Genomic DNA, 24,041 nt, shown 5'->3' with positions numbered 1-24,041 from the left:
GTGACCAGCCTAGTTACCCACCGGCCCGGCGGAAGACGCGTGTGCCGACCGTCACGGCGGCACCGGTGAGTCCGAGGGCGACCAGCGCTCCGTAGAGCATGGAGGCCGTCGCGTACTGGCCGACGTACGCGTCCCGCATCGCGTCCACCAGATAGCGGAACGGCATCAGATGCGAGAGCACGTCCAGCCATCCCGGCGCCAGGGTCATCGGCAGCATCAGCCCGGACAGCAGCATCGACGGCATGGCGAGCGCGTTGATCACCGGACCGAACTCCTGCGGGGTACGGACCTTCAGCGCCAGCGCGTACGACAGCGCGGCGAGCGAGAGCGTCAGCAGGCCGACGAACACGAAGCCGATCAGAGCTCCGACGAACGGCACACGCAGTCCCATGAGCAGAGCGGCGAGCACCAGCAGAACGCCCTGGAAGACGAAGAGCGCGGCGTCGCGCAGGACCCGGCCGAGCAGCAGCGCCAGCCGGCTGACGGGAGTGACGCGCATCCGCTCCACCACGCCGTGGTTCTTCTCGATGATGACCGCGAACCCGGCGAACGAGGCGCCGAACAGGCCGAGTTGGAGCAGCAGGCCCGGCACCAGGACCTGCCAGGAACTGCCGGCCGAGGACAGGGGCACGCCGGTGAGCAGGGGGCCGAAGAAGAGCAGGTAGAGCAGCGGCATCAGTACGCCGAAGAGGATCTGGAAGGGGGAGCGCAGGGTCTGCCGGGCGTACCGCCCGAAGATCAGCGCGGTGTCGGAGACGAGTGCAGACATGAGGAGTCCTGAAGGGGAGTTCAGACAGCTAGGGGGGTGGCGTGGACGGGGGCGGGTCCGCGCCCGGTGATCGCGAGGAAGGCGTCCTGGAGCGTGGCATCGGGCGAGCCCGCGTACCGCGCCTTCAGCGCCGACGGGGTGCCCTCGGCGGCGACGACGCCGTGGTCGACGACGACGATCCGGTCCGCGAGCGCGTCGGCCTCGTCGAGGTAGTGGGTCGTCAGGACGACCGTCGTGCCGTGGTCGTCGCGCAGCCGGCGTACGAGATCCCACAGGTCGTTGCGGCTGCCGGGGTCGAGTCCGGTGGTCGGCTCGTCCAGGAACAGCACCGCGGGCCGGTGCACGAGGCCCATCGCGATGTCGAGCCGGCGGCGCTGGCCGCCGGACAGGGCGGCGGTCCGGCGGTCGAGGAGTCCGCGGAAGCCGAGCTCGTCCGCCAGTTCCTCCGCCCGCGCGGCGGCCGCCTCCTTGGACAGCCGGTACAGCCGTCCCTGGGTGATCAGCTCCTCCCGGACGCCGACCTGGGGGTCGAGGCCGCCGGACTGGGCGACGTATCCGGCCTTGCGGCGGACGCCCGCCGGATCGCGGACCAGGTCGCAGCCGGCGACGGTGGCCGCTCCGCCGGTGGGCGGGAGCAGCGTGGTGAGCATCCGCAGGGTGGTGGTCTTGCCCGCGCCGTTCGGGCCGAGGAAGCCGAGGATCTCGCCGCTCGGGACGGTGAGATCGATGCCGCGCACCGCCTCCACGGGTCCGTTCTTCGTGCGGAAGGTCCGGGAGAGCCCGGCCGTACTGATGATTGCCATGGCCTCAGAAAAACAGAGTCACTTAAATTTTGCAATGACGCCAAGTTTTCATTCCGGCCAAGAAAGCTACGATGACGCCATGGCCGAGGGACTGAGAGAGCGCAAGAAGCGGCAGACCAGACAGCACATCTCGGACGTCGCGACCGGTCTGTTCCTCCGGCGCGGCTTCGACGCGGTGACCATTGCCGAGATCGCCGAGGCCGCCGATGTGTCGGTCAACACGGTCTACAACTACTTCCCGGCCAAGGAGGAGCTCTTCCTCGACCGCAGCCGCGGCGTCGTCGACCGGCTCTCCCGGTGGGTGCGCGGCAGACGCGCCGGCGAGTCGGCGGCCGACGCCGTCCTGCGCGAACTGCGCGAGGCCGTCGAGGGTGTTTCGCCCACCGTCGGACTTTTCGACGGGTATGCGGACTTCCTGAACGTCATCACCGGGGCGCACACCCTGCGTTCGCGGCTGTGGGCCATTCAGCAGGAGAGCCTCCTCGATCTGGAGGCCACGATGCGGCAGGAGGCGGACCCCGCGGACGGCGACCTGCTGCCTTCCCTGGTCGCCGGTCAGCTCTCCTGGCTGCACAGCACGGTGCTCGGCTGGATCGGTACGGAGATGGTCAAGCGGCGGTCCGCCGCCGAGGTTTCCCGTGAAGCCCTCGTCCTCCTGGACGAGATGGAGGAGCTGCTGGGTGAGCGGGTCCTTCGCTACGCGGTCCGCACCGCGGAATGACGCGTACCAGTGTGATGTCCGTCATCTGAGACGTGACGCGCATCTCTTCGCCGCCACACGGCACCTCACGAGCGCTAACCTCCGCCGGAGAGGCGAAATGTAAACAGGTGTTAAGGGGTGTCGCAGTGGCCAGGAAGCTCGCCGTCATCGGGGCCGGACTCATGGGGTCCGGTATCGCGCAGGTCTCTGCCCAGGCGGGCTGGGACGTGGTTCTGCGTGATGTCACCGACGAGGCGCTGACCCGCGGCAAGGACGGCATCAAGGCCTCGTACGAGAAGTTCGTCTCCAAGGGCAAGCTCGAAGCGTCCGACGCGGAAGCCGCGTTGGCGCGCATCACCACCACGACCGACCTGGACGCCGTCGCCGACGCGGACATCGTCGTGGAGGCGGTCTTCGAGAAGCTCGAGGTCAAGCACGAGATCTTCCGTGCGCTGGACAAGCTCGTACGCGACGACGCCGTGCTGGCGTCCAACACGTCCGCCATCCCGATCACCAAGATCGCGGCCGTGACGGAGCGTCCGGAGCGCGTCGTGGGCGCACACTTCTTCTCGCCCGTCCCGATGATGCAGCTGTGCGAACTCGTGCGCGGCTACAAGACCAGCGACGAAACCCTCGCCACCACACGGGAGTTCGCCGAGTCCGTCGGGAAGACCTGCATCGTCGTCAACCGTGACGTCGCCGGTTTCGTGACCACCCGTCTCATCTCGGCGCTCGTCGTCGAGGCCGCGAAGCTCTACGAGTCGGGCGTCGCCTCCGCGGAGGACATCGACATCGCCTGCAAGCTGGGCTTCGGCCACGCCATGGGGCCGCTCGCGACCGCCGACCTGACGGGCGTGGACATCCTGCTGCACGCGACGAGCAACATCTACACCGAGTCCCAGGACGAGAAGTTCGCGCCGCCGGAGCTGATGCGCCGGATGGTGGACGCCGGTGACATCGGCCGCAAGAGCGGGCAGGGCTTCTACAAGCACTGATCATCCGGAACCTGTGCGGCATCACCCCATGGGGTGAATTCGGTATCGGTTCGCTTACAAACAGCAACCAGGCGGCCCACCCGGCAGTCAGTTGTTGCAAGACAGAAGAGCAGCCAGAGCAGACAGAGTCAGTCACAGGCACTGAAGCACTCTCGGGGAGCGCATATGCACATCAGGGGCGACCACGCCGAGCTGGTCGTCGGGGGCCGCCTCGACGTCCGCAGCGCGGCGGACGCCCGTACGGTCCTGCATTCGGCCGTCGACGGCGGAGTCGGCGACCTGGTGCTCGACCTGACCGACCTCGACTCCTGGGACGCCACCGGGCTCGGGGTCATCATGGGCGCCCACCGGCGCGCCGGCCGCTGCGGGCGAAGACTGGTTCTGCGCGGAGTGCCGCCGCAGATGCAGCGTCTTCTGGTGGCCACCCGACTGCACCGCATCCTGGCGATCGAGGGCGGCCTCGCCGCCGAGTCGCTCCCTCGGGTCTGACGCTCCGGGCGGAGTTGCCCGAGTTGGGGCGGAATCACTCCTTCCGAGGGTGAGGGTCCCCCGGGTGCCCGCCGTGCGACACCTCGCAATCCTCATGAGAATGTGACGTCCCGGGCGGGGCGGCACCCCCCTGGTTCGGCGTTACCCTGCAACGGTCTAGGGTTCGGTCGCCCGCCGTTTTGACGAACCCACGCGGCGGGCACCGGACCCGAAGCGACAGCGGGGCGTGCAGAGTGGCCGGGAGGGACATCGGCACGTGGCTCCGCCACAGAGTCAACAGAATCTTGGCGGGGACGAACCTATGCGAAGCCGCATCTGGGGGGCTTGAACCATGGACAAGGACAGTTTCGGCGAGGGCGCGGGCCAGCCGCGCCCGCCGCGCGACCCCGGCACGCCCGACTTCGGACAGCATGTGCCCGCGCTCGCGCGCACCGTTCGGATCGTCGCGGGCGACTTCCTGCTCACCGTCAATCCCGTCGACGGCAGCGAGATAGAACCCTGCCCGCCGGGAGAGGCGCCGGCCGCGCCGGTCCGCCACACCGCCGAGGAACGGGCCGAGCTCCAGCGCACCGCGCAGCCGCCCGTGCCGCCCGGCCCGCTCGCGCCGAGGCTCCCGCTGCTGGAGCGCGACGAAGAACGCGAGCGGCTGGTGGGGCTGCTGGGCCGAGGACGCTCCGTACGGCTGTCGGGACCCGCCGGCTCCGGGCGCAGCGCCCTGCTCGACACCGTCGCCGAGGACTGCGCCACGCTCGCACCCGACGGCGTCGTGCGCCTGAACGGACTGCACCGCACCCCGACGGATCTGCTGCACGAACTGTTTGCGGCCGTGTACAAGGCGCCGCAACGCAGGCCCGACCGTACGAGCCTGCTGACGCACATCCGGGAGATAGGCGCGATCGTCGTCCTCGACGATCTCGAGTTCGGCGGCGCGTCGCTCGCCGAACTGCTCGACGCGGCACCCGAGTGCGCCTTCCTCCTCGCCGCCACCCCCGACGTCCCGGCGCCCGGCGCCGACGCCCACCTCGAAGAGGTCGGCCTCACGGGCCTCGGCCGAGCCGCCTCCCTGGACCTCCTCGAGCGCACCGTCGAACGGCCGCTGACCGAGGACGAGACGAACTGGGCGGGCGACCTCTGGTTCGAGTCCGAGGGCCTTCCGCTGCGTTTCGTGCAGGCGGGCGCGCTGTTGCGGCAGTGCGACGAACTGCGCGCCGACCCGGAGGCCTTCGAGGCGTACGCGCCGTACGACGCGGCCGAGGGCAACGACGTACCGCTGCCCAGCCTGGGGGAGGGCGCGGCGCCCGCCGCGCTGCTCGCCTCCCGGCTGAGCGACTCCGCCCGGGAGACCCTGCGCTTCGCGGTCGCACTCGGCGGCGAGGTGCCGCACCAGGCACACCTCCCCGCGCTCGTGGGGGACACCCACGCGGACGCGGCACTCGGCGAACTGATGAGCTGCGGCCTGCTCTCATCGGTCGGCGGACGCTACCGGCTGGCCGCCGGTGTGCCGGCCCAGCTCACGGAGAAGGGGTACGCCGAGGACGCGGCGGCCCACGCCCACACGGCGGCCCAGCACTACGCCTGGTGGGCCGGACACCCGTCCGTCACCCCCGAGCGCGCCGTGGCCGAGTCCGACGCCCTGCTGGCCGCGCTCACCGCGCTGGTGCCGGGCACGGAGGCGGGCCACCCCAGCGCGGCCGTCCTGCTCGCCCGCAGCGCGGCGCCGGCCTTTGCGGCCGGGATGCACTGGGGCGCGTGGGAACGTGTCCTGCGCGTGGGATCCGAAGCCGCGCGAATAGCGGGCGAAGTGGCCGAAGAAGCCTACTTCCACCATGAATTGGGCATCCTGGCGCTCTGCACGGACAGCCTGGACCGGGCGCGCGCCGAGCTGGAGGCGTCGATCGCCCTGCGCGGCGCACTCGCCGACAAGAACGGAACCGTCTCCGGACGCCGGGCACTCGCGCTCGTCACGGACCGCGAGAACGGGCTCGTGCCGAGCGTTCCCGCCACTGCCGTCCCGGCGGGGCAGGAAGTGGCCCCGGCGCGCCAGAAGCAGCCGTCCTCGCCCGCGAAGGGCGCGCCGGCGAACCTGCCCGTGCCGCTCGCGGGCCTCGGGGCGTCGCGGGCTGTGTCTTCCACGTCTTCCGCGTCTTCCACGACCGGCACGACGCCGGAGACGCTGGTCGCGAGCCGCACGCCGGCCGACGGCAGCACGACGAAGCGCAGGCGCCCCGCGGTGCTCGGCAGCGGCCGCAACCTCGTCGCCGCGGGTGCGGGCGCGCTGCTCGCGGTCGTGCTCGGCACGGTGGTGACACTGGGCGCGACCTCGGACAACCAGGACCCGCCGAGCGACAAGGTCGGCAACGGCCAGTCGGCGAACCAGGACGACGGCCAGGACGGCCTCACAGCGGACGAGCCCGAGAACGGCTCGGACGACGGCCCGAGCGACCCGTCCGATGTCCCGGACCCGTCCGGGGCGGTGACGCCCGGGTCGAGTGCGTCGACGGACGGGGCGGAGGGGCCGGACGGCGGGGTTTCGCCGAGCAGGTCGGAGCCGGGGGGTGAGTCGTCGTCGGGGAAGCCGAAGCCGACGAAGTCGACGCCGAAGCCGCCGACGACGTCGGGGAAGCCCACTCCGTCGGAGACGCCGTCGGACACGCCGTCCGACACGCCCAGCGAGACTCCGAGCACGCCGTCCGGTGGACCCACATCGCCGGACACGCCGGACGAGGGCACGTCGGCGGGCGGGCCCACCGGGACGTCGGGTGCGCCGATGACGAGCAGTGCGCCGGTGTCCGAGCCGGCGGGGGAGCCGGTCATCTGACGGACGCGGGTAATTGCGGGGCGCTGCCCCGGACCCTGCGCCTCAATCGCCGGCGGGGCTTGAGTTCCAGCCCGTCCGGCGTTCGAGACGCCGCCCGGAGGGCGGTGCTGCCCCGCGGAGTGAGGTGCGGGTCGTTGCGGGGCGCTGCCCCGGGCCCCGCGCCTCGATCGCCGGCGGGGCTTGATGCGGGCCGCTGCCGTGATGTGCGGGCTGTGGAGTTCCAGCCCGTCCGGCGTTTGAGACGCCGCCTGGAGGGCGGTGCTGCCCCGCGGAGTGAGGTGCGGGTCGTTGCGGGGCGCTGCTCCGGGCCCGCGCCTCGATCGCCGGCGGGGCTTGGTGCGGGCCGCTGCCGTGATGTGCGGGCTGTGGAGTTCCAGCCCGTCCGGCGTTTGAGGACACCGCCCGGCGGAGTGACGTGCGGGCTGTGGAGATCCAGCCCGTCCGGCGAGGACCAGGGGCACTCGGGGGCCGCGCCCCCGAGCATCACTCGCCCCCGCTCAGAACAGCCGCAGCTTGTCGTCCTCGATGCCCCGCATCGCGTTGTAGTCCAGCACCACACACCCGATGCCCCGGTCCGTCGCCAGCACCCGGGCCTGCGGTTTGATCTCCTGGGCCGCGAACACGCCCTTCACCGGGGCCAGATGCGGGTCCCTGTTCAGCAGTTCCAGGTAGCGCGTCAGCTGTTCCACGCCGTCGATCTCGCCGCGGCGCTTGATCTCCACCGCGACCGTCGCGCCGTCCGCGTCACGGCACAGGATGTCCACCGGGCCGATGGCCGTGGGGTATTCGCGGCGGATCAGGCTGTAGCCCTCGCCCAGCGTCTCGATGCGGTCCGCGAGGAGCTCCTGCAGATGCGCCTCCACACCGTCCTTGATCAGGCCGGGGTCCACGCCGAGCTCGTGCGAGGAGTCGTGGAGGATTTCCTCCATCGTGATGATCAGTTTCTCGCCCGCTTTGTTGATGACCGTCCACACACTGTCGTTTTCGTCGGAGCCTTCCTTGAGCGTGCAGGGAGGGGACATCCAGTTCAGTGGTTTGTAGGCCCTGTCGTCAGCGTGGATCGAGACGCTGCCGTCCGCCTTGACCAGGATCAGACGGGGTGCAGAGGGCAGGTGGGCGGTGAGCCGGCCCGCGTAGTCCACGGAGCAGCGGGCGATGACAAGACGCATGGTCGGCAACGCTACTCGACGCACGTGGTCGCGCGCGATTCGCCCTACAAGCCCCGTTCGTTAATGGCCGGTTGTGCTCCCAATCTCCTGGTGTCGTCTGGACTGCGCACTTACCGTGGATGCAGGAGGTTGTCGGTTGTGCACTCTGCGTCGTCATGCGTGGCTCATGTCGTCGTGTCCGGCAGCCTCCTTCCCTGCCCGTAAGGCCCCGTCGACCCGGGGTCGCGAGAGGAGAACCCATGTCGCTCGACGTCTCACCGGCGCTTTTGGAACAGGCCGAGCGAGGCGAGGTCGATGAAGCAGCATTCGTCGACTGCGTCCGGACCTCCCTGCCCTTCGCATGGGAGATGATCAGTTCGCTGGTGGCACAGCTGAAGGTCGACGGCGGGGACTTCGCCGACAACCAGACGCCTCCGCCGGACGAGCAGGCACGTGGTCAGCTGCTGCGTGCACTCGCGAGTGATGCCATTCGCGGTGCGCTGCAGCGGCACTTCGGAGTGCGTCTGGCATTCCAGAACTGCCACCGCGTTGCGGTGTTCCCGCTGGATTCATCGGTGGACGAGCGGCTCGCCCGCTTCACTTCCATACGGGGCCAGTTGCTCAACCAGTCGCCCGAACTGCGCGACTGCTGATCTCCTTTGCTGCCGCTCCGCATCGCAGGAGGTGCAACTGGTGCCGGAGCGGCAGCTCGCCCGGGACGCTCGGCGCGTCCCGGCTCACGACAGCAGGGGCAGGACTTCCTCGCCCAGCCGTCGTACGTTCTCCTCCGTGGCCGCCAGATCGCCCGAGCCCTCGACGAGCAGGGCGAACCGCCGGATTCCGGTGCGTTCGGCGGTGGCCGCGAGCCGGTCCGCGGCGAACCGGGGCGGGCCCACCGGGTGCAGCCCGCACAGCAGTTCCGTGTACGCGACGGGGTCCCGCATCGAGCGGTGCCTGCCGTCGACCGTGACATGAGCCTCCAGGCCCTGCTTGAGCCAGCCCGGCATCGCCTTGAGCAGCGTCTCCCGGGCCTCGGGTCCGCGGTCCGCGATCTGCGCCACGCCCGCGGACACATGACCGGCCTGAGCGACCTCCTCGGGCGCGTGGCCCGCCGCGAGGGCCAGCCGGCGCCACATGGCGACCATGTCCGCCTTCTCCTCGTCCCCGCAGTGCATTCCGAGCAGCATCGGCAGGCCGCGCTCGGCGGCGAGGGTGACGCTCCTCGGGGACGTACAGGCGACGATCACTTCGGGACCCTTCGGCGGTCCGCCGAACAGCTCGTCGGGCCGGGGCACCACCGGCACCTCGCGGAAACTGAACCGGTCGCCGCGGGTGCCGACTTCGGGCTCGCGCAGCCAACGCATCAGCAGATCCAGCGATTCGGGGAAGTCCCTCTCGTATGCCTCGAGGCCCGATCCGAAGACCTCCAGGTCGATCCACGGCCCACCGCGACCCACCCCGAGGGAGAAGCGGCCGCCGCTGGTCAGATGCAGGAGCGCGGCCTGCTCGCCGAGCGCCACGGGGTGCACGCTGGGGAGCACGGTGACCGCCGTGCCCACACGGATTCTCTCCGTACGACCGAGCAGCAGCGCGGCGAGCGTCACGGCCGAGGGGCACACTCCGTACGGCACGAAGTGGTGCTCGGCCAGCCAGACGGAGTCCAGCCCGGACTCCTCCGCGACCTCGGCGGACCGCACCGCACGGTGCAGTGCCTCCCCCTGTCCCTGGCCCGGGAATTGGGCCGCCAGAAGAAAAGTTCCCACGCGCATCGCCTTGTGCCTCCTTGCGGCCGACGCGTCACTCCCCCCAATGGCAATAACGTCTGACACGTGCCATGGGCACGGCCAGGAGCGAAGTTGTTGCGATTGTCCGGTAACTGCCCTCCGGTGGCTGTCACCGTCTCACGCCGCCGGGACGAGTACCCCGGACTTCGGGCCGTAGGCTGGAGGGGAACTGTCCGGACTTGCCCCGTGAGGTGTCACGTGTCCCCGCGCCGCAACCGCCCCAAGGGCGGCGAGAACCCGTCCGCGCCGCCCGGTGAGCCGGGTGAGAGGTACGGCGGCTTCGGTCGCAGCGAGGAATGGCAGGGCGAGGACTGGTCGGTCCGCCACGTCGCCGGCGCAAGTGCCGCGGGCAAGCGGTACCGGTGCCCGGGCTGCGACCAGGAGATCCCCTCCGCCCTGCCGCACGTGGTCGCCTGGCCGGAGCACGGCGGTGTGGAGGACCGGCGCCACTGGCACAAGGCCTGCTGGAACGCGAAGGACCGCCGCACCTCGCGGGTGCAGCGGTCCCGTAACGCGCCGAGATACTGAGCCGGTTACACGTCGCGGCTGCGCAGCACGGTGAACGCGCCGGCCATCGCGGCGGTGGTCAGACCGAGCATGATCCACACCGGCTGCCAGCCGGTCGGTCCGTCGCCGTTGCCCGAGGCTGCCTCGCCGTAGATGCCGATGAGCTGGCTCGGGATCGCGTACTGGAGCAGGAAGTCCTGCACGTCGCTGAGCGACGGCGAGAACATGAACATGGCGGCGACCAGCGGCAGCAGCATCACGCCGATCATGATGGTGATCGCGCCCGCGGAGTGCCGGATCATGCCGCCGACGGCCAGCGACAGCAGGCCGAGCAGGGCGACGAACAGGCCCACGCCGACGGTGGCGCGGAGCCACTCCGCGCCGCTCGCCTCGACCGACTCGATCATCGACGTCTGGATCGCCGCGACGAGCGTGGCGAGGACGGTCGTCAGGGTGAAGACGAGCAGGAAGAACACGATCGCCTTCGCGGCGAGCACCCTGCCCCGGCTGGGGCAGGCCGTCAGCGTCGTACGGATCATGCCGGTGCCGTACTCGGAGGCGATGGTCAGCACACCCAGCGTCATGACGCAGATCGTGCTGAGCAGCACCCCGAAGAAGCCGAACCCGAGCGCCGACTGGTCCTCGAGATCGACCTCGTTGGCGGAGACGATCGCGGCGATGCCGAGGCCGATGCCGAGCATCAGCAGGATCATCACGCCCAGCGTCCACAGGGTGGAGCGCACGGAGCGGATCTTCGTCCACTCGGAGGCCAGCGCGTCGCCGAGGTGGGCCTTGCGCACGGGGATCGGCGAGACGTACGAACTCGACGCGTACGGGGCCTGCTGCTGGTAGGGCGTGGTCATCGGGCGTCCTCGGGCTTGGTCAGGTCGGCGGGAGCGGCGGCCGGGGGAGCGACGGGCGGCGCGGCGGGAGCGGGCTGCGCGGGGGCGCCGGGCGCCGCGGCCGCGTAGGGGTTGTCGCTCACGGGGCCGGCCGGCTGGACGCCGGGCGGCGGCGGGGCGTACCAGCCCTGCTGCGGCACGTCCGGGACCTGCTGCGGCGGCGGGGCGTACCCGAACTGCTGCGGCTGCATGAGGCCGGCCTTCTGGTCGTCCGTCGACCGGTAGTCCACCGCGCCCTGCGTCATCCGCATGTACGCCTCTTCCAGCGAGGCCTGGTGCGGCGAGAGCTCCCACAGCCGGACGTCCGAGGCGTGCGCCAGATCACTGATCTGCGGGAGCGGGAGCCCGGTGACCCGCAGCGCCCCGTCGGGCTCCGAGAGGACGCTGCCGCCGGCCTCGGTGAGCGCGGCCGACAGCTTCTCGCGCTGCTGCGGCTCGGTGTGCGGGGTGCGCACCCGCGCGAAGTCCGCGGAGTTCGCCGAGATGAAGTCCTTGACGCTCATGTCCGAGAGCAGCTGGCCCCGCCCGATCACGATCAGGTGGTCGGCGGTCACCGCCATCTCACTCATCAGGTGCGAGGAGACGAAGACCGTACGGCCCTCGGCGGCGAGCTGCTTCATCAGGTTGCGGACCCAGAGGATGCCCTCGGGGTCGAGACCGTTGACCGGCTCGTCGAAGAGCAGCACCTGGGGGTCGCCGAGCAGCGCGGCCGCGATGCCGAGGCGCTGCCCCATGCCGAGCGAGAAGCCCTTGGAGCGCCGCTTGGCGACCTCCTGGAGGCCGACGACGCCGAGGACCTCGTCCACGCGGCGGGCCGGGATGCCGGACAGCTGGGCCAGCGACAGCAGGTGATTGCGCGCGCTGCGCCCGCCGTGCACGGCCTTGGCGTCCAGCAGGGCACCGACCTGCCGGGGCGCGTTCGGCACCTGCCGGAAGGGCGCGCCGCAGACCGTGACGGTGCCGGCCGTCGGGTTGTCGAGCCCGAGGATCATCCGCATCGTCGTCGACTTGCCGGCACCGTTGGGCCCGAGGAACCCGGTGACGGCGCCGGGCCGCACCTGGAAGGAAAGGTTGTACACGGCCGTCTTGGCGCCGTAGCGCTTTGTCAGGCCGACTGCCTCGATCATTCTCCAGCCCCATCGACTTTCGGTCGTCGGGCATAGGCCGCCAGGCCGCACGCCCCCGTAAGAGTTAGGAGGATATCCGTGCCTTGACGGTTCCGGCCAAGTCGTAACGCTCCGGCTACGTCGGCAGGGAGTCGCCGAGCGGTGGCAGATCGTCGTAGAGCCGCAGCTCGGCGGAGTCGTCGAGGTAGGGCAGGAAGTCGGTCTGCGGCAGCACCCAGCCCTCGGATCCGAAGATCTCCGTCCCTTCCTCGCGCAGCGCCCGGTCCGCGCCGGCCTTCTTCACCCAGGTCTCCGGGTCGGGACCGAGCAGCTCCCGCAGCCGGGGCGACTGCGCGAGGAGCGCGGCGAGCAGCTCGGACTGGTCGCCCCCACCGGGCCGGGGAGTGCCGTCGGGCCCCGCGAGGACGCCGTGGGCGCTGAAGTAGATGTAGGCGCCGCTGAGGCGCTCGCCGGACGGCATGGTCATCGGGAACTCGTCGCCGGGCAGTATGGCCCGCCGGTAGTCGGGGAACTCCGTGTCGTCGACGGCCTTCAGCTGGGTGGAATCCAGCCAGGCGACGACGAGGACGGCGGAGGCGTCGCGGGCGACGTACGGCGTGCCCGCCACATAACCGGCCGGACTGATGTGCCCCGAGCAGCCGACCCCGATGCCGCCGACCCGCACCGGCACCATGGGCACCGTCGCGGGGATGCCGAGCCGGGTGAGCTTGTGACTGACCTGCCCCGGGGAGGCGTTCGACCCCACCGCGATCACCGGGTGACGGCGGCCGGTCACCACCTGCCCGAGGTCGGACAGCGCCTGGTCGAGACGGTGCTGCTCCGCCTGCTCCTCCACGTACCACTCACCGAGCCGCAGCGGCCGGACGTCCAGCTGGAGCAGTCTGTCGCCGGTGAGCAGGGACGGTTCGGGGGTGGGGCGGCCCGGGTACGTCAGCGGTTCCCTGGCCGGCACGCCGTCCAGGCCCAGCGCTTCGAGGCTTCGGTCCTTCACGGGAGACGCCCTTCGCGATTGATCACGTGTACGGAGCAGAGCCTTCCATGGCACATCTACCCCGGCCGAGCCTACGGGACGCCCCGTCGTGCCACGGTTGACCCGATGCTGAAGCGGGCAGATAGCTTTGCCTTCTGCTGAACTCAACACCGGGGGACGTGAGTTGAACATGTTGCGGGTGTGGCCGAGGAGCCGCCGACCGCATCCGCGGTATCGGACGTCGGTTCGCTGGTGGATCGCCGGGCGCACCGTCCACGCGCTGTTCCTGATGACGCTGGGCGCCCTGACACTGCTCGCCGCCGCCATCGCGGTCGTGTGGACACTGACCGAGAAGTCGCCCCGCAGCGTCTCCGAGCGGCTGAGCGACGGGGAAGGGCTGCTGAATCTCGCGCTGGAGGCGCTGCGGGCCTGCGTGGGGACGGACAGTCTCAGCCCCGAACACGACAGCTCGGCACACCAGTTGCTGGCGACGCTCGCCTCCCTGACCGGGGCGCTGGCGCCCGCGGTGGTGCTCGGTATCGTGCTGATCAAGCTGTTCGCCCTGCGGCCGTTCGTCTGGCGGCGGCGTGCGAGCGTCTCGCACGCCTGGGCCGCGGACTTCCCCGGGTACGCGCGGATGCACGCGGAGAGCGAGGACGCCATCATCGCGGTCCGCTTCTACAACCATCTCGACAACCTCTCGGTCGTCGACCTGAAGGCCCGGGTCCATCTGCGCTATCTGGAGCGCTCGCCGCACGACGGCAGTCTGGTGATCTACAAGAAGTGGCTCCGGGTGCTGGACGAGAAGGGGGAGCCGGCCGACGAGCGCTCCTGGCTCGCGGTGGAGCGCGGAGCGCCGTTCACGGTCTGGATCCCGGTCGACGCTCCCGTGCCGCAGCTGCCCGTCTCCGAGATCCAGGGCAAGGACCTCTCCCGGTCCCACGGGGCGAAACTCCTGGTGCGGCTGACCGCCAGGACCGTCGGCATGGGCACCGAAGTCGTCGACGAGCGCTGGTTCGACCTCGACGGCGACGACTTCGAGACCGGCCGCTTCGTGCCGCTGGAACCGAACCTCGAGAAGGACGTCTGGACCTGGCGCGGCTGGCGCGACTTCGACCGGCTGCTGCCCGAGGGGGACGATCCGCCCGCTAGGCGTCCCTCTTCTTCAGTACCAGATAGCCGCCGATCAGCGCCGCCACCACCCAGAGCACCATGATGCCGAGCCCCGCCCACGGGCCGTAGGGAGCCTTGTCGCTGCCCATCGCCTCCGGGACCACCTGCATGATCTTGGAGCCGGCCTGGTCGGGGAAGTAGCGGGCGACGTCCTTGGCCTTGGGCACCGACGCGAGGATCTGCGAGACCAGGAAGAAGAACGGCATCAGGATGCCCAGCGAGAGCATCGAGCTGCGCAGCATCGTCGCCACGGCCATCGAGAACAGCGCGATGAGGCCCATGTAGAGACCGCCGCCGACGACCGCGCGCAGGACGTTGTCCGCGCCGAGCGTCGTGCGGTGCTCGCCCAGCAGGGCCTGGCCGAGGAAGAAGGCCACGAAGCTCGTCGCGAGGCCCACGACCAGCGCCAGCACCGTGGCCACCGCGAGCTTGCTGAAGAGGAACGTCGCACGCTGCGGTACGGCGGCGAGCGAGGTGCGGATCATGCCGGAGCTGTACTCCGTGCCGACCACCAGCACGCCGAAGACCACCATCGCCAGCTGACCCAGGATCATCCCGGAGAAGCTGATGAACGTCGGGTCGAACGTGAGCTGCTCCTCGGGCGACAGATCGTCGAACGTCGAGGCCAGCAGCGCGCTGAGCGCGGCTCCCATCGCGACGGTGACCACGAACGCGCACACCAGCGTCCAGGTCGTCGACGACACCGTACGGATCTTGGTCCACTCGGACTGCAGGACCGCGGGCACCGAGGCCATGGGTCAGGCTCCCTTGCTGCTCTGGTAGCTCTGGCCCCACTGGGGGCCCGGTGGGGCGGCGGGCGGCTGCGAGCCCTCGGACGTGCCGTGTGCGTGGTACTCCACCGCGCCCGCGGTCATCTGCATGAAGGCTTCCTCCAGCGACGCGCGCTGGGAGCTCAGTTCATGCAGAACGATCTGATGCCGGGCGGCCAGTTCACCGAGCTCCTCGGGACCGGTGCCGTCGATCTCCAGCGTGCCGTTTCCCGATTCGACGGCGACGAAACCCGATTCATGGAGCACATCGCGAAGTCGCTCCTGTTGCGGCGAGCGCATCCGCACATAACTCCGGGAGTTCTCCTGGATGAAAGCCGCCATCGATGTGTCGGCCAGCAGCTTGCCCTGCCCGATCACGATCAAGTGATCGGCGGTGAGGGCCATTTCGCTCATCAGATGCGAGGAGACGAAGATCGTGCGACCTTCCGATGCAAGAGTCTTCATCAGATTGCGGATCCAGTGAATTCCCTCGGGGTCCAGACCATTGACCGGTTCGTCGAACATCAGGATCTCCGGATCACCCAGCAGGGCCGAAGCGATTCCCAGCCGCTGGCCCATACCGAGCGAGAAGCCCTTCGACTTCTTCCTCGCCACCGCGCTCAGCCCGACGACATCGAGGACCTGCGAGACACGTGCGGCCGGGATGCGGTTCGCCTGGGCCAGGCACAGCAGGTTGTTGTACGCGGTCCGGCCGCCGTGCATGGCCTTGGCGTCCAGCAGCGCGCCGATGTACTTCAGGGGCTCGTCGAGATCCCGGTAGTGCTTGCCGTCGATCCGTACGGTGCCGCTCGTCGGGTTGTCGAGGTCGAGCATCATCCGCATCGTCGTCGACTTGCCCGCCCCGTTGGGACCGAGGAACCCGGTCACCATCCCCGGCCTGACCTGAAACGAAAGATGGTCGACGGCGACCTTGCTGCCGAAGCGCTTGGTGAGGCCCTCAAGCTCGATCATGCGGCCACGCTAAGGGCCGTGGATGGCGTGCGCCACCGGGCGGAAGGGACTTTCTCACGGCCGTCGAGCACACGACGGGCGAACACGCGAGTGCCCGGCACCCATCAGGGTGCCGGGCACTCGGCGATACGGCGTACGTCCCTGAGCGGGGCTCAGGAAACGGGCGTGCTAGCGGGACTGCTGCGCCGGGACGCCGCGGGAGATCGGCTCGTCGTCGGCGGGGGTGCCGGCCGCGGCCACGGCGGCACCGGTCAGCGTGGCCAGCATCTCGCGGACGTTGGTCAGCTGCGCGTTGATCGAGTCGCGGCGGTTGGTGAGCGCCGCCAGCTCGCGCTCCGATTCGCTGCGGATCCGGTCGGCCTTGGCGTTGGCGTCGGCCACGATGTCCTCGGCCTGGCGCTGCGCCGTCTCCACCGTCTGACGGGCGCGGCGCTCCGCGTCCGTACGCAGCTTCTCGGCCTCCAGGCGCAGCTGCTCGGCGCGGTGCTCGATCTCCGCCAGACGCTTCTCGGCCTTCGCCTGACGCGAGGCCAGGTCGCGCTCGGACTGCTCGCGGCGCTTGGCCAGGTTCGTCTCGAAGTCCGCGGCGGCCTGGGCGGCCTTGGCGCGCGTCTCCTCGAAGAGCGCGTCGGCCTCCTCGCGCTTGGACTGCGCGTCCTTCTGCGCCTCGCTGCGCAGCGTGGAGGCGTCGCCCTTCGCCTTCTCGACGATCCGGACGCCCTCGTCCTCGGCCTTGGCCTTGCGCTCGGAGGCGAACGACTCGGCGTCGTTGCGCACCTGCTGCGCGGCGGACTCGGCCAGCTCACGGTGCTGCTCGGACGCCCGACGGGCCTCCTCGCGCAGGTCCTTCGCCTCCTCCTCGGCGAGGCGGAGGATCTTCTCGACGCGCGCACCGAGACCGGCGTACGACGGCTCTGCGTCGCTGACCTGGGCCTGGGCGTTCTGCGTCTCGAGGTGGAGCTCCTCGATGCGCTTTTCCAGAGAGGTGATTCGGGCCAGAGCACTATCACGGTCGGCGACGAGCTTGGTAATGCGGTCATCCACCTGACCGCGGTCGTAACCACGCCGCACGAGCTCGAAGCCGAAGGGGGAGGAAGTGTCGCTCATGGGGTTCCTGTCGAATGAGACCGGTGAGGTGATAGGGGGAATCCTAGGGGCCGAGGCGGCGTGTCATCGAGTGGATGCCCGTTTGATCTGGAGAATGTCCAGCCTTTTGAGTGGCTAGCTCTCGTGGGACTTGCCACTCGAACGTGTAACCCCCGCTGTCGCACCCGCCTTGACGCCCCCGTCCTTGCCCCCGCCGGGCGCCTCGAAAGACTCCAACGCCTCGAGTACGTCCTGGACACGGGAAATCTCGGCCTGAATGTCCTCGCGCCGGCGCACCAGCACATCGAGCTCACGCTGGCCCTCGCCGACCAGACGCTCGGCCTCGGCCTCCGCGTCCGCCTTGATCCGCTCCGCCTCGCGGGTCAGTTCGGCCTTCTTCTGCTCGGCCTCCTTGAGGAGGCCCTCGGCCTTCTTCACCGCGGCGATACGGACCTTGCCGGCCTCCGAATTGGCCTCGGACACCAGCTCCTTGGCCTTCGCCTCGGCCTCGGCCTGCTGCTCCGTGGCCGCCTTCACCAGCTGGTCGACGCGCTCGCCCGCCGTCTTCATCTGCTCCGACGTCTCCCGCCGGGCCCGCTCGTGCAGCTCGTCGATCTCGGCCTCGATACGGGTGCGCAGCTCCTCGGCGCGCTCCCTTATGGCGGCGGCGTCCCGGCGTGCGCCGACGAGCAGCTCGTCGGCGTCCGTCCGGGCCTTCTCCACCCGGGAGTTGCCCTCGACGGTCGCCTCGGCGACCAGCCGGTCGGCCTCGGTGCGGGCCGCGCCGACCATCGTGTCGGCCTGCTCCTCGGCCTCCAGCGCGGCGCGCAGCGCCTCTTCCTGGGCCTTGTTGATGAGCTGGTCGGCCTGCTCCGCGGCGTCCGCCCGGCGCTTCGCCGAAGCCTCGCGTGCCTCGTCGACCGTTCGGTCGGCCTCGTCGCGGGCCTCGCCGCGCATCCGCTCGGCCTCGGCCTCGGCCTCCGCCTTGAGGTTCTGCGCCTCTGCCCGGATGCGCTCGGCGGCCTGCTGGGCCGAGCCCACCGTCTCCGCCGCCTCGGCGCGCAGCCGCTCCGCCTCGCCGGCCGCCTCGTTGATGAGCTGGTCGGCCTGCTCGGCGGCGTCCGCCCGGCGCTTGTCGGCGGCCTGCCGTGCCTCGTCGAGGATCCCGTCGCTCTCGGAACGTACCCGCTCCGACTCGCTCGTCGCCTCGCCGATCAGACGGTCCGCCTGGGCGGCCGCCTCGGAACGGATGCGGTTGGCGTCCTCGCGCGCCTCGGCGCGGGCGCGGGCCGCGTCCTGCTCGGCGGAGGCGACGGCGTCCGACGCCTCCGTCCGCATCCGCTGGACGTACTCCTGGGTGTCGGCCCGCAGCCGGTCCGACTCGGTGATCGCTTCGGTGACGGTCCGTTCGGCGAGCGAGTTCGCCGCGTCCGTCTCCTCCTGGGCCCGCGTCCGCAGCCGGGCCGCGTCCTCGGCCGCGCGCTCGCGCTCGGCGTGCGCGTCGGTGCGGACACGGTCCGCCTCGTCCTGCGCCTCGGACCTGGTGCGCTCCGCCGCGTGCTCGGCGGCGGACCGCAGACCGGTGATCTCCTGCTCGGCCTGCTCGTGCAGCCCCTGGACGGAGTCGCGTACCTGCTTGGCGGTCTGCTCGGCCGCGGCGACCATCTCGGTCGCACGGCGGTCGGCCTCCTCGACGAGCCGGTGCGCCTCGGTCTGCGCCTCCTCGACGCGGTTGCGGGCCGACGCGAGGAGCTCCTCGCTCTGCTCGCGGGCGCGCTCGCGCTCCTGGTCCGCCTCGCCGCGCGCGGACTCGAGGATCTCCTCGGCCTCACGACGACGGCGTACGGCCTCCTCCTGAGCCGCACCGAGTGCCTCGGCGGCCTCGGCGCCCACCCGGTCGGCGGCGGCGGCCGCCTCGGCACGCAGCCGGTCGGCGGTGTCCTGCGCCTCGTTCTTGAGCCGCTCGGCCTCGCTCGCGGCGTCGCTGCGCAGCCGTACCGCGATGTTCTCGGCCTCGGCACGGGTCGTGGAGGCGTCGGCCGCGGCCTCGGTGCGCAGCCGCTCGGCCTCCTGCTCGGCCTGGGCCTGGAGGGTACGGATCCGCTCGGCCGCCTCGGTGCGCAGCCGCTCGGTCTCCTCGGCGGCCTCGCGGCGGATGCGCTCGCCCTCGGCACGCGAGTCGGTCAGATTCTGCTCGGCGGACGCGAGACGCGACTCGGCCTCGGTGTGCAGACGCCGCAGCTCGTCGGCGGCCTCCTCCTGACGGGCCGCCACCCCGCGCTCGGTCTCCTCGCGCACCGTCTCGGCGGCCTGCTCGGCCGCGGCCCGGACGGAGTCCGCCTGCTCCTCCGCCTCCAACCGCAGTCGCTCGGCCTCGGCGCGGGTGCGCTCCAGGGTCTCCTCGGCCTGCCGGCGCAGCGTCGTGGCGCGCTCGATGGCCTCGGTGCGTACGCGCTCGCTGTCGCTGCTGGCGCCGGAGCGCAGTTCGTCGGCGTCCGCGCGGGCCTTGGTGAGCAGATCCTCGGCGGTGCTGGCCGCCTCCTCGATCTGCTGGACGGCCTCCCTGCGAGCCTCGCCGCGGATGCGCTCGCCCTCGGCGACGGCCTCGGCGCGCAGCTGCTCGGCCTCACCGCGCAGCCGGCGCGCCTCCTCCTGAAGCTCGACGGTCTTGGCGCGGTACTCCTTGGTGTCGTCCTTGGCCGCGCCCTTGAGCTGGTCTGCCTGCTCGGCGGCCTCGCCGCGCAGCCGGTCCGCCTCGGACTCGGCCTCGCGGCGGATCCGCTCGGCCTCCTCGCCCGCCTTGCGGGTGGTCTCCCGGGCGTCGTCGGAGGCCTTGGTCAGGACCTCCTCGGCGGTACGCGCCGCCTTCGCCAGCTGGGCGGCGGAGTCCTCCGCCACGGACGTGCGGGCCTTCTCCGCGGCGGCGGCGACGACCTTCTCGGCCTCCGCGCGGGCGTCGGCGAGTGCCTGCTCGGCGTCCGCCTTGAGCGCCTCGGACTCGGTGGTGGCCTCGGCGACCAGCCGGGCGATCTCGGCCTTCGCCGTACGGGTGCGCTGCTCGTTGACCGAATCGGCGGACGCCAGCTGCTTCGCCGCCGCGTCCTTGGCCTCGGCGACCAGCTTCTCGGCCTCCGCGCGGGACTCGCGCAGCTTCTCCTCGGCCTCCTGTATCCGCTGTTCGGCCGAACGGCTCAGCTCAGCGGCCTGCTGGCGGGCCTGGTCGGACTCGGCGGTGGTGGAGGTCCGCAGCTGCTCGGCGTGGCTGGTGGCCTCCTGCGCCTGGTTGGACGCGGCGTTCAGCAGCCGTTCGGCGTCCTTGCGGGCGCGCAGCAGGATGGCCTCGGCCTCCGAGCGGGCCGACTCGGCCTCGGATCCGAGACGCCGGCCGGCCTCCTCGGCCACCCGGGCGGCCTCCGCGCGGGCGGCGGCCAACGACTGCTCGGCCTCGGCACGGGACTCCTCGAGGAGCCGGCGGGCCTGGGCCTCGGTACGGGCGCGCAGCTGCTCGGCCCAGGCGACGTTCTCGTTGACGTGCGCCTCGACGGTCTGGCGGCGCTCGGCCAGCTCCTGGTCCAGGCGCTGCCGGCGCTGGTTCGCCTCGGTGTGCAGCTCGGCCTGGAGACGGGCCTGGTGCTCGGCGTGCTCCTGGAGGATGCGCTGCGTCTGGGCGCGGACGTCGCGCAGTTCGCGCTCGGCGTCCGTCCTGAGCTGATCCGCCTGGATCTGCGCGTTCCGGAGCAACTGCTCGGCCTGGTAGCCGATGTCCGCATTGTCGTACGCCGGACGGGAGGCGAGACTGCGTCGCGCCTCGTGGAGCTTGGCGCGCAACACCTCGACCTGGTAGCCGAGGTCTTCGGCGTGCTGGACGGCCTTCTCCCGCTCGGTCTTCAGCCGGTCCATCTCGGCTTCGAACCGCGAGAGGTGGTCGTCGTCAGCTCGGTGGCTCTCCTGGCGTTCGTAGCCCCGCACTGCGCGGTCCCATCCGTCCCCTGGTCGCAACTCTCTCCAAACGAGCACCGTTCGCCGGCGAACGGCCCCCCGGGGAATGGTGACAGATCAACGGAGGGAACGCGGCGCGGCCCCGACCCGGCCCCGGCCCGGAATCGCCCACTCTACCGGGCCGGGAATCCAGCGGTCAGTGCTCCGTTGCAGAGGTGACGAGTTCGGTCAGCACGCCGTGGCAGTCCTTGGGGTGGAGAAAAGTGATACGGGAGCCCATCGAGCCGATACGCGGCTCGTCGTAGAGAACACGCACACCCTTGTCGCGGACGGCCTGGGCGTCCCCGTCGACGTCCGCGGTGCCGAAGGCGATGTGGTGCACCCCCTCACCGTTCTTGGCCAGCCACTTTCCCACCGCGGAGTCCTCCCGGGTGGGCTCCAGGAGCTGCAGGTAGGAGGCGCCGCCGTCGGACGTCTCGTTGATCTTGAGCATGGCTTCCCGCACGCCCTGCTCCTCGTTGACCTCCGTGTGGAAGACCTCGAAGCCGTAGGTGGCCCGGTAGAACTCGACGGTCTTGTCGAGGTCGAAGCAGGCAATCCCGATGTGGTCGATTCGCGTCAGCATTCCCCCAGTGCAGCGCCACGTGCGGTGGTTACGCAACGTGCGCGCGATCACACCGGTCGGCCGATGACCCGGAGCAGTACCGCTCAGTACATTGAGGTAAACCCTCGTTCACTCCTCAGCCCCGTGCTGAAAGGGGATCCTGTCTCATGTCTGGAACGACCGGTACCACCTCGGTGATCGTCGCGGGCGCCCGTACGCCCATGGGGCGTCTGCTCGGCTCACTCAAGTCCTTCTCCGGTGCCGACCTCGGCGGCTTCGCCATCAAGGCGGCGCTGGACCGCGCGGGCATCGGCGGTGACCAGGTGCAGTACGTGATCATGGGCCAGGTGCTGCAGGCCGGCGCGGGGCAGATCCCGGCACGCCAGGCCGCGGTCAAGGCCGGCATCCCGATGAGCGTTCCCGCGCTCACCATCAACAAGGTCTGTCTCTCCGGCCTCGACGCCATCGCGCTGGCGGACCAGCTGATCCGCGCCGGCGAGTTCGACGTCGTCGTCGCCGGCGGCCAGGAGTCCATGACCAACGCGCCGCATCTGCTGCCGAAGTCCCGCGAGGGCTACAAGTACGGCGCCGTCGAGATGCTCGACGCCATGGCGTACGACGGTCTGACCGACTCCTTCGAGAACGTCGCCATGGGTGAGTCCACCGAGAAGCACAACACCCGCCTCGGCATCGAGCGCCCGGCGCAGGACGAGATCGCGGCGCTGTCCCACCAGCGTGCCGCCGCCGCGCAGAAGAACGGCATCTTCGAGGCGGAGATCACGCCCGTAGAGATCCCGCAGCGCAAGGGCGAGCCCGTCGTCTTCGCCAAGGACGAGGGCATCCGCGGCGAGACGACGGTGGAGTCGCTGAGCAAGCTGCGTCCCGCCTTCGCCAAGGACGGCACGATCACGGCCGGCACCTCCTCGCAGATCTCCGACGGTGCGGCGGCGGTCGTCGTGATGAGCAAGGCCAAGGCCGAGGAGCTCGGCCTGGAGTGGATCGCGGAGATCGGCGCCCACGGCAACGTGGCCGGGCCGGACAACTCCCTCCAGTCGCAGCCCGCCAACGCGATCGCGCACGCCCTGAAGAAGGACGGTCTCGAGGTCTCCGACCTGGACCTCATCGAGATCAACGAGGCGTTCGCCGCGGTCGCCGTGCAGTCAATGAAGGATCTTGGGGTATCCCCGGAAAAGGTGAACGTCAACGGCGGTGCGATCGCCCTCGGCCACCCCATCGGCATGTCCGGCGCGCGCGTGGTGCTCCACCTGGCGCTGGAGCTGCGGCGGCGGGGCGGCGGCGTGGGTGCGGCCGCGCTGTGCGGCGGCGGCGGCCAGGGTGACGCGCTGATCGTCCGCGTGCCGTCGAAGTAGGCCGGGCAAGTCGAGAGAAGGAGCACGGCAATGGTGGACGTCCCCCAGCTCGTCGCCCAGGCGAGGGAGGGCCGGCCGAGGGCGGTGGCCCGGCTGATCTCGCTGGTGGAGGGGGCGTCCCCGCAGTTGCGCGAGGTGATGGCGGCGCTGGCACCGCTGGCCGGCGGTGCGTACGTCGTCGGCCTGACGGGCTCGCCCGGTGTCGGCAAGTCCACCTCCACCTCCGCGCTGGTGACCGCCTACCGGCGGGCGGGGAAGCGGGTCGGCGTGCTGGCGGTCGACCCCTCCTCGCCCTTCTCCGGCGGTGCGCTGCTCGGCGACCGGGTCCGGATGTCGGACCACGCCTCCGACCCCGGTGTCTACATCCGCTCGATGGCCACCCGCGGCCACCTCGGCGGGCTGGCCTGGGCGGCGCCGCAGGCGATCCGGGTGCTGGATGCCGCGGGGTGCGACGTGATCCTGGTGGAGACGGTCGGTGTGGGCCAGTCCGAGGTCGAGATCGCCTCGCAGGCCGACACATCGGTGGTGCTGCTCGCGCCCGGGATGGGCGACGGCATCCAGGCGGCGAAGGCGGGCATCCTGGAGATCGGCGACGTCTACGTCGTCAACAAGGCGGACCGGGACGGCGCGGACGCGACGGCCCGCGAGCTCAACCACATGCTGGGCCTCGGTGAGGCGCGGGGGCCGGGCGACTGGCGCCCGCCGATCGTGAAGACGGTCGCGGCCCGGGGTGAGGGCATGGACGAGGTCGTCGAGGCGCTGGAGAAGCACCGCGCCTGGATGGAGGAGCACGGGGTCCTGACCGAGCGCAGGGCCCGCCGTGCGGCGGGCGAGGTCGAGACGATCGCGGTCACCCGCCTGCGCGAGCGGATCGGTGATCTGCACGGTGACCGCCGGCTGGGTGCGCTGGCGGAGCGCATCGTGGCGGGTGAACTGGACCCGTACACGGCGGCGGACGAACTGGTCGCGGGTCTCACGGAGTCCTGACGGGCCGGTCCCCAGGGGCCCTGGGACGACACGCGTCGGCGCCGGGGGGGGGGGGGGGGGGGCGCCCCCCCCCCGGCCGGCGGGGGGGGCGGGGGCGGGGGGGGCGGGGGCCGAGAGGGGGGGGCGGC

General features: G+C 71.0%; 21 protein-coding genes. 9 read left to right on the top strand and 12 right to left on the bottom strand.

What is annotated here, in order from left to right:
• Positions 1-13 precede the first annotated feature (13 nt).
• Both ACFWU3_RS16025 and ACFWU3_RS16020 read right to left on the bottom strand, forming a co-directional pair.
• Positions 14-769 (bottom strand): ABC transporter permease, encoded by a 756-nt coding sequence (locus ACFWU3_RS16025; RefSeq protein ID WP_384436967.1) that lies wholly within the window; start codon positions 767-769, stop codon positions 14-16.
• Positions 770-789: 20 nt separating this feature from the next.
• Positions 790-1,572: an ABC transporter ATP-binding protein gene (locus ACFWU3_RS16020; protein WP_384436964.1), complete on the bottom strand. Its 783-nt coding sequence runs from the start codon at positions 1,570-1,572 to the stop codon at positions 790-792.
• Positions 1,573-1,651: 79 nt separating this feature from the next.
• On the opposite strand from ACFWU3_RS16020, the gene ACFWU3_RS16015 reads away from it, so the two are divergent.
• From ACFWU3_RS16015 to ACFWU3_RS16000, 4 genes are all read left to right on the top strand, one after another.
• On the top strand, positions 1,652-2,293 hold the full coding sequence (locus ACFWU3_RS16015) for a TetR/AcrR family transcriptional regulator (RefSeq protein ID WP_384436961.1): 642 nt from the start codon (positions 1,652-1,654) through the stop codon (positions 2,291-2,293).
• Positions 2,294-2,418: 125 nt separating this feature from the next.
• A complete protein-coding gene (locus ACFWU3_RS16010; protein WP_327680124.1) occupies positions 2,419-3,267 on the top strand; it encodes a 3-hydroxyacyl-CoA dehydrogenase family protein in 849 nt (282 codons plus the stop codon).
• Between the two features lie 165 nt (positions 3,268-3,432).
• Complete coding sequence (locus tag ACFWU3_RS16005) at positions 3,433-3,756, top strand: STAS domain-containing protein (RefSeq protein ID WP_384436957.1); 324 nt, start codon at positions 3,433-3,435, stop codon at positions 3,754-3,756.
• A gap of 331 nt (positions 3,757-4,087) precedes the next feature.
• Positions 4,088-6,574, top strand: a complete 2,487-nt coding sequence (locus ACFWU3_RS16000; protein WP_384436954.1) for an ATP-binding protein — start codon at positions 4,088-4,090, stop codon at positions 6,572-6,574.
• Between the two features lie 497 nt (positions 6,575-7,071).
• On the opposite strand, the gene nucS is transcribed toward ACFWU3_RS16000, so the two are convergent.
• Positions 7,072-7,743, bottom strand: coding sequence for an endonuclease NucS (gene nucS, locus ACFWU3_RS15995; RefSeq protein WP_313944051.1), 672 nt, complete (start codon positions 7,741-7,743; stop codon positions 7,072-7,074).
• 239 nt (positions 7,744-7,982) lie between these two features.
• On the opposite strand from nucS, the gene ACFWU3_RS15990 reads away from it, so the two are divergent.
• Positions 7,983-8,375 carry an SCO5389 family protein gene (locus ACFWU3_RS15990; RefSeq protein WP_266487491.1) on the top strand — a complete coding sequence of 131 codons (393 nt, stop codon included), beginning with the start codon at positions 7,983-7,985 and terminating at the stop codon, positions 8,373-8,375.
• Between the two features lie 84 nt (positions 8,376-8,459).
• Here ACFWU3_RS15990 and ACFWU3_RS15985 read toward each other — a convergent pair whose 3' ends face one another.
• Positions 8,460-9,491 carry an LLM class flavin-dependent oxidoreductase gene (locus ACFWU3_RS15985; protein ID WP_384436950.1) on the bottom strand — a complete coding sequence of 344 codons (1,032 nt, stop codon included), beginning with the start codon at positions 9,489-9,491 and terminating at the stop codon, positions 8,460-8,462.
• Between the two features lie 213 nt (positions 9,492-9,704).
• Here ACFWU3_RS15985 and ACFWU3_RS15980 point away from each other — a divergent pair, with 213 nt between their 5' ends.
• Positions 9,705-10,034, top strand: coding sequence for an ATP/GTP-binding protein (locus ACFWU3_RS15980; RefSeq protein ID WP_384436947.1), 330 nt, complete (start codon positions 9,705-9,707; stop codon positions 10,032-10,034).
• Positions 10,035-10,039: 5 nt separating this feature from the next.
• Here the strand turns inward: ACFWU3_RS15980 and ACFWU3_RS15975 are convergent, their stop codons facing one another.
• The 3 genes from ACFWU3_RS15975 to ACFWU3_RS15965 form a co-directional block, all read right to left on the bottom strand.
• The gene (locus tag ACFWU3_RS15975; RefSeq protein WP_384436944.1) at positions 10,040-10,876 is read right to left on the bottom strand and encodes an ABC transporter permease; all 837 of its coding nucleotides are present in this window, start codon (positions 10,874-10,876) and stop codon (positions 10,040-10,042) included.
• Positions 10,873-12,042 (bottom strand): ABC transporter ATP-binding protein, encoded by a 1,170-nt coding sequence (locus tag ACFWU3_RS15970; RefSeq protein WP_384436941.1) that lies wholly within the window; start codon positions 12,040-12,042, stop codon positions 10,873-10,875. Before ACFWU3_RS15970 ends, ACFWU3_RS15975 begins: the two co-directional genes overlap by 4 nt.
• A 115-nt stretch (positions 12,043-12,157) precedes the next feature.
• The gene (locus ACFWU3_RS15965; protein WP_384436938.1) at positions 12,158-13,033 is read right to left on the bottom strand and encodes a hypothetical protein; all 876 of its coding nucleotides are present in this window, start codon (positions 13,031-13,033) and stop codon (positions 12,158-12,160) included.
• 268 nt (positions 13,034-13,301) lie between these two features.
• On the opposite strand from ACFWU3_RS15965, the gene ACFWU3_RS15960 reads away from it, so the two are divergent.
• A complete protein-coding gene (locus ACFWU3_RS15960) occupies positions 13,302-14,228 on the top strand; it encodes a hypothetical protein (RefSeq protein WP_384436935.1) in 927 nt (308 codons plus the stop codon).
• Here ACFWU3_RS15960 and ACFWU3_RS15955 read toward each other — a convergent pair.
• From ACFWU3_RS15955 to mce, 5 genes are all read right to left on the bottom strand, one after another.
• The gene (locus ACFWU3_RS15955) at positions 14,161-14,940 is read right to left on the bottom strand and encodes an ABC transporter permease (RefSeq protein WP_384436932.1); all 780 of its coding nucleotides are present in this window, start codon (positions 14,938-14,940) and stop codon (positions 14,161-14,163) included. The two genes, ACFWU3_RS15960 and ACFWU3_RS15955, sit on opposite strands and share 68 nt — an antisense overlap.
• 3 nt (positions 14,941-14,943) lie before the next feature.
• A complete protein-coding gene (locus tag ACFWU3_RS15950) occupies positions 14,944-15,927 on the bottom strand; it encodes an ABC transporter ATP-binding protein (protein WP_384436929.1) in 984 nt (327 codons plus the stop codon).
• Between the two features lie 168 nt (positions 15,928-16,095).
• Entirely contained in the window at positions 16,096-17,034 is a 939-nt protein-coding gene (locus ACFWU3_RS15945; RefSeq protein ID WP_313944042.1) for a cellulose-binding protein, read from the bottom strand.
• Positions 17,035-17,148: 114 nt separating this feature from the next.
• The gene (scy, locus tag ACFWU3_RS15940) at positions 17,149-20,982 is read right to left on the bottom strand and encodes a polarized growth protein Scy (protein WP_384436924.1); all 3,834 of its coding nucleotides are present in this window, start codon (positions 20,980-20,982) and stop codon (positions 17,149-17,151) included.
• Positions 20,983-21,148: 166 nt separating this feature from the next.
• The gene (mce, locus tag ACFWU3_RS15935; protein WP_313944040.1) at positions 21,149-21,577 is read right to left on the bottom strand and encodes a methylmalonyl-CoA epimerase; all 429 of its coding nucleotides are present in this window, start codon (positions 21,575-21,577) and stop codon (positions 21,149-21,151) included.
• A 146-nt stretch (positions 21,578-21,723) separates the two neighbouring features.
• Here mce and ACFWU3_RS15930 point away from each other — a divergent pair, with 146 nt between their 5' ends.
• Both ACFWU3_RS15930 and meaB read left to right on the top strand, forming a co-directional pair.
• The gene (locus tag ACFWU3_RS15930; RefSeq protein ID WP_313944039.1) at positions 21,724-22,926 is read left to right on the top strand and encodes an acetyl-CoA C-acetyltransferase; all 1,203 of its coding nucleotides are present in this window, start codon (positions 21,724-21,726) and stop codon (positions 22,924-22,926) included.
• Positions 22,927-22,956: 30 nt separating this feature from the next.
• Positions 22,957-23,913 carry a methylmalonyl Co-A mutase-associated GTPase MeaB gene (gene meaB, locus ACFWU3_RS15925; RefSeq protein WP_313944038.1) on the top strand — a complete coding sequence of 319 codons (957 nt, stop codon included), beginning with the start codon at positions 22,957-22,959 and terminating at the stop codon, positions 23,911-23,913.
• Positions 23,914-24,041 lie beyond the last annotated feature (128 nt).

Source organism: Streptomyces sp. NPDC058685 (assembly GCF_042714725.1).
Taxonomy (GTDB): domain Bacteria; phylum Actinomycetota; class Actinomycetes; order Streptomycetales; family Streptomycetaceae; genus Streptomyces.
The sequence above is the reverse complement of the archived record's forward strand: the minus strand, read 5'-3'. Positions and strand labels throughout refer to the sequence as shown.

Excerpts from the sequence above, each read along its gene's own strand:
- ACFWU3_RS16025 (WP_384436967.1), bottom strand. The coding sequence starts at position 769 with ATGTCTGCACTCGTCTCCGACACCGCGCTGATCTTCGGGCGGTACGCC.
- ACFWU3_RS16020 (WP_384436964.1), bottom strand. The coding sequence starts at position 1,572 with ATGGCAATCATCAGTACGGCCGGGCTCTCCCGGACCTTCCGCACGAAG.
- ACFWU3_RS16015 (WP_384436961.1), top strand. The coding sequence starts at position 1,652 with ATGGCCGAGGGACTGAGAGAGCGCAAGAAGCGGCAGACCAGACAGCAC.
- ACFWU3_RS16005 (WP_384436957.1), top strand. The coding sequence starts at position 3,433 with ATGCACATCAGGGGCGACCACGCCGAGCTGGTCGTCGGGGGCCGCCTC.
- ACFWU3_RS16000 (WP_384436954.1), top strand. The coding sequence starts at position 4,088 with ATGGACAAGGACAGTTTCGGCGAGGGCGCGGGCCAGCCGCGCCCGCCG.
- nucS (WP_313944051.1), bottom strand. The coding sequence starts at position 7,743 with ATGCGTCTTGTCATCGCCCGCTGCTCCGTGGACTACGCGGGCCGGCTC.
- ACFWU3_RS15990 (WP_266487491.1), top strand. The coding sequence starts at position 7,983 with ATGTCGCTCGACGTCTCACCGGCGCTTTTGGAACAGGCCGAGCGAGGC.
- ACFWU3_RS15985 (WP_384436950.1), bottom strand. The coding sequence starts at position 9,491 with ATGCGCGTGGGAACTTTTCTTCTGGCGGCCCAATTCCCGGGCCAGGGA.
- ACFWU3_RS15975 (WP_384436944.1), bottom strand. The coding sequence starts at position 10,876 with ATGACCACGCCCTACCAGCAGCAGGCCCCGTACGCGTCGAGTTCGTAC.
- ACFWU3_RS15970 (WP_384436941.1), bottom strand. The coding sequence starts at position 12,042 with ATGATCGAGGCAGTCGGCCTGACAAAGCGCTACGGCGCCAAGACGGCC.
- ACFWU3_RS15960 (WP_384436935.1), top strand. The coding sequence starts at position 13,302 with ATGACGCTGGGCGCCCTGACACTGCTCGCCGCCGCCATCGCGGTCGTG.
- ACFWU3_RS15955 (WP_384436932.1), bottom strand. The coding sequence starts at position 14,940 with ATGGCCTCGGTGCCCGCGGTCCTGCAGTCCGAGTGGACCAAGATCCGT.
- ACFWU3_RS15950 (WP_384436929.1), bottom strand. The coding sequence starts at position 15,927 with ATGATCGAGCTTGAGGGCCTCACCAAGCGCTTCGGCAGCAAGGTCGCC.
- ACFWU3_RS15945 (WP_313944042.1), bottom strand. The coding sequence starts at position 17,034 with ATGAGCGACACTTCCTCCCCCTTCGGCTTCGAGCTCGTGCGGCGTGGT.
- mce (WP_313944040.1), bottom strand. The coding sequence starts at position 21,577 with ATGCTGACGCGAATCGACCACATCGGGATTGCCTGCTTCGACCTCGAC.
- ACFWU3_RS15930 (WP_313944039.1), top strand. The coding sequence starts at position 21,724 with ATGTCTGGAACGACCGGTACCACCTCGGTGATCGTCGCGGGCGCCCGT.
- meaB (WP_313944038.1), top strand. The coding sequence starts at position 22,957 with ATGGTGGACGTCCCCCAGCTCGTCGCCCAGGCGAGGGAGGGCCGGCCG.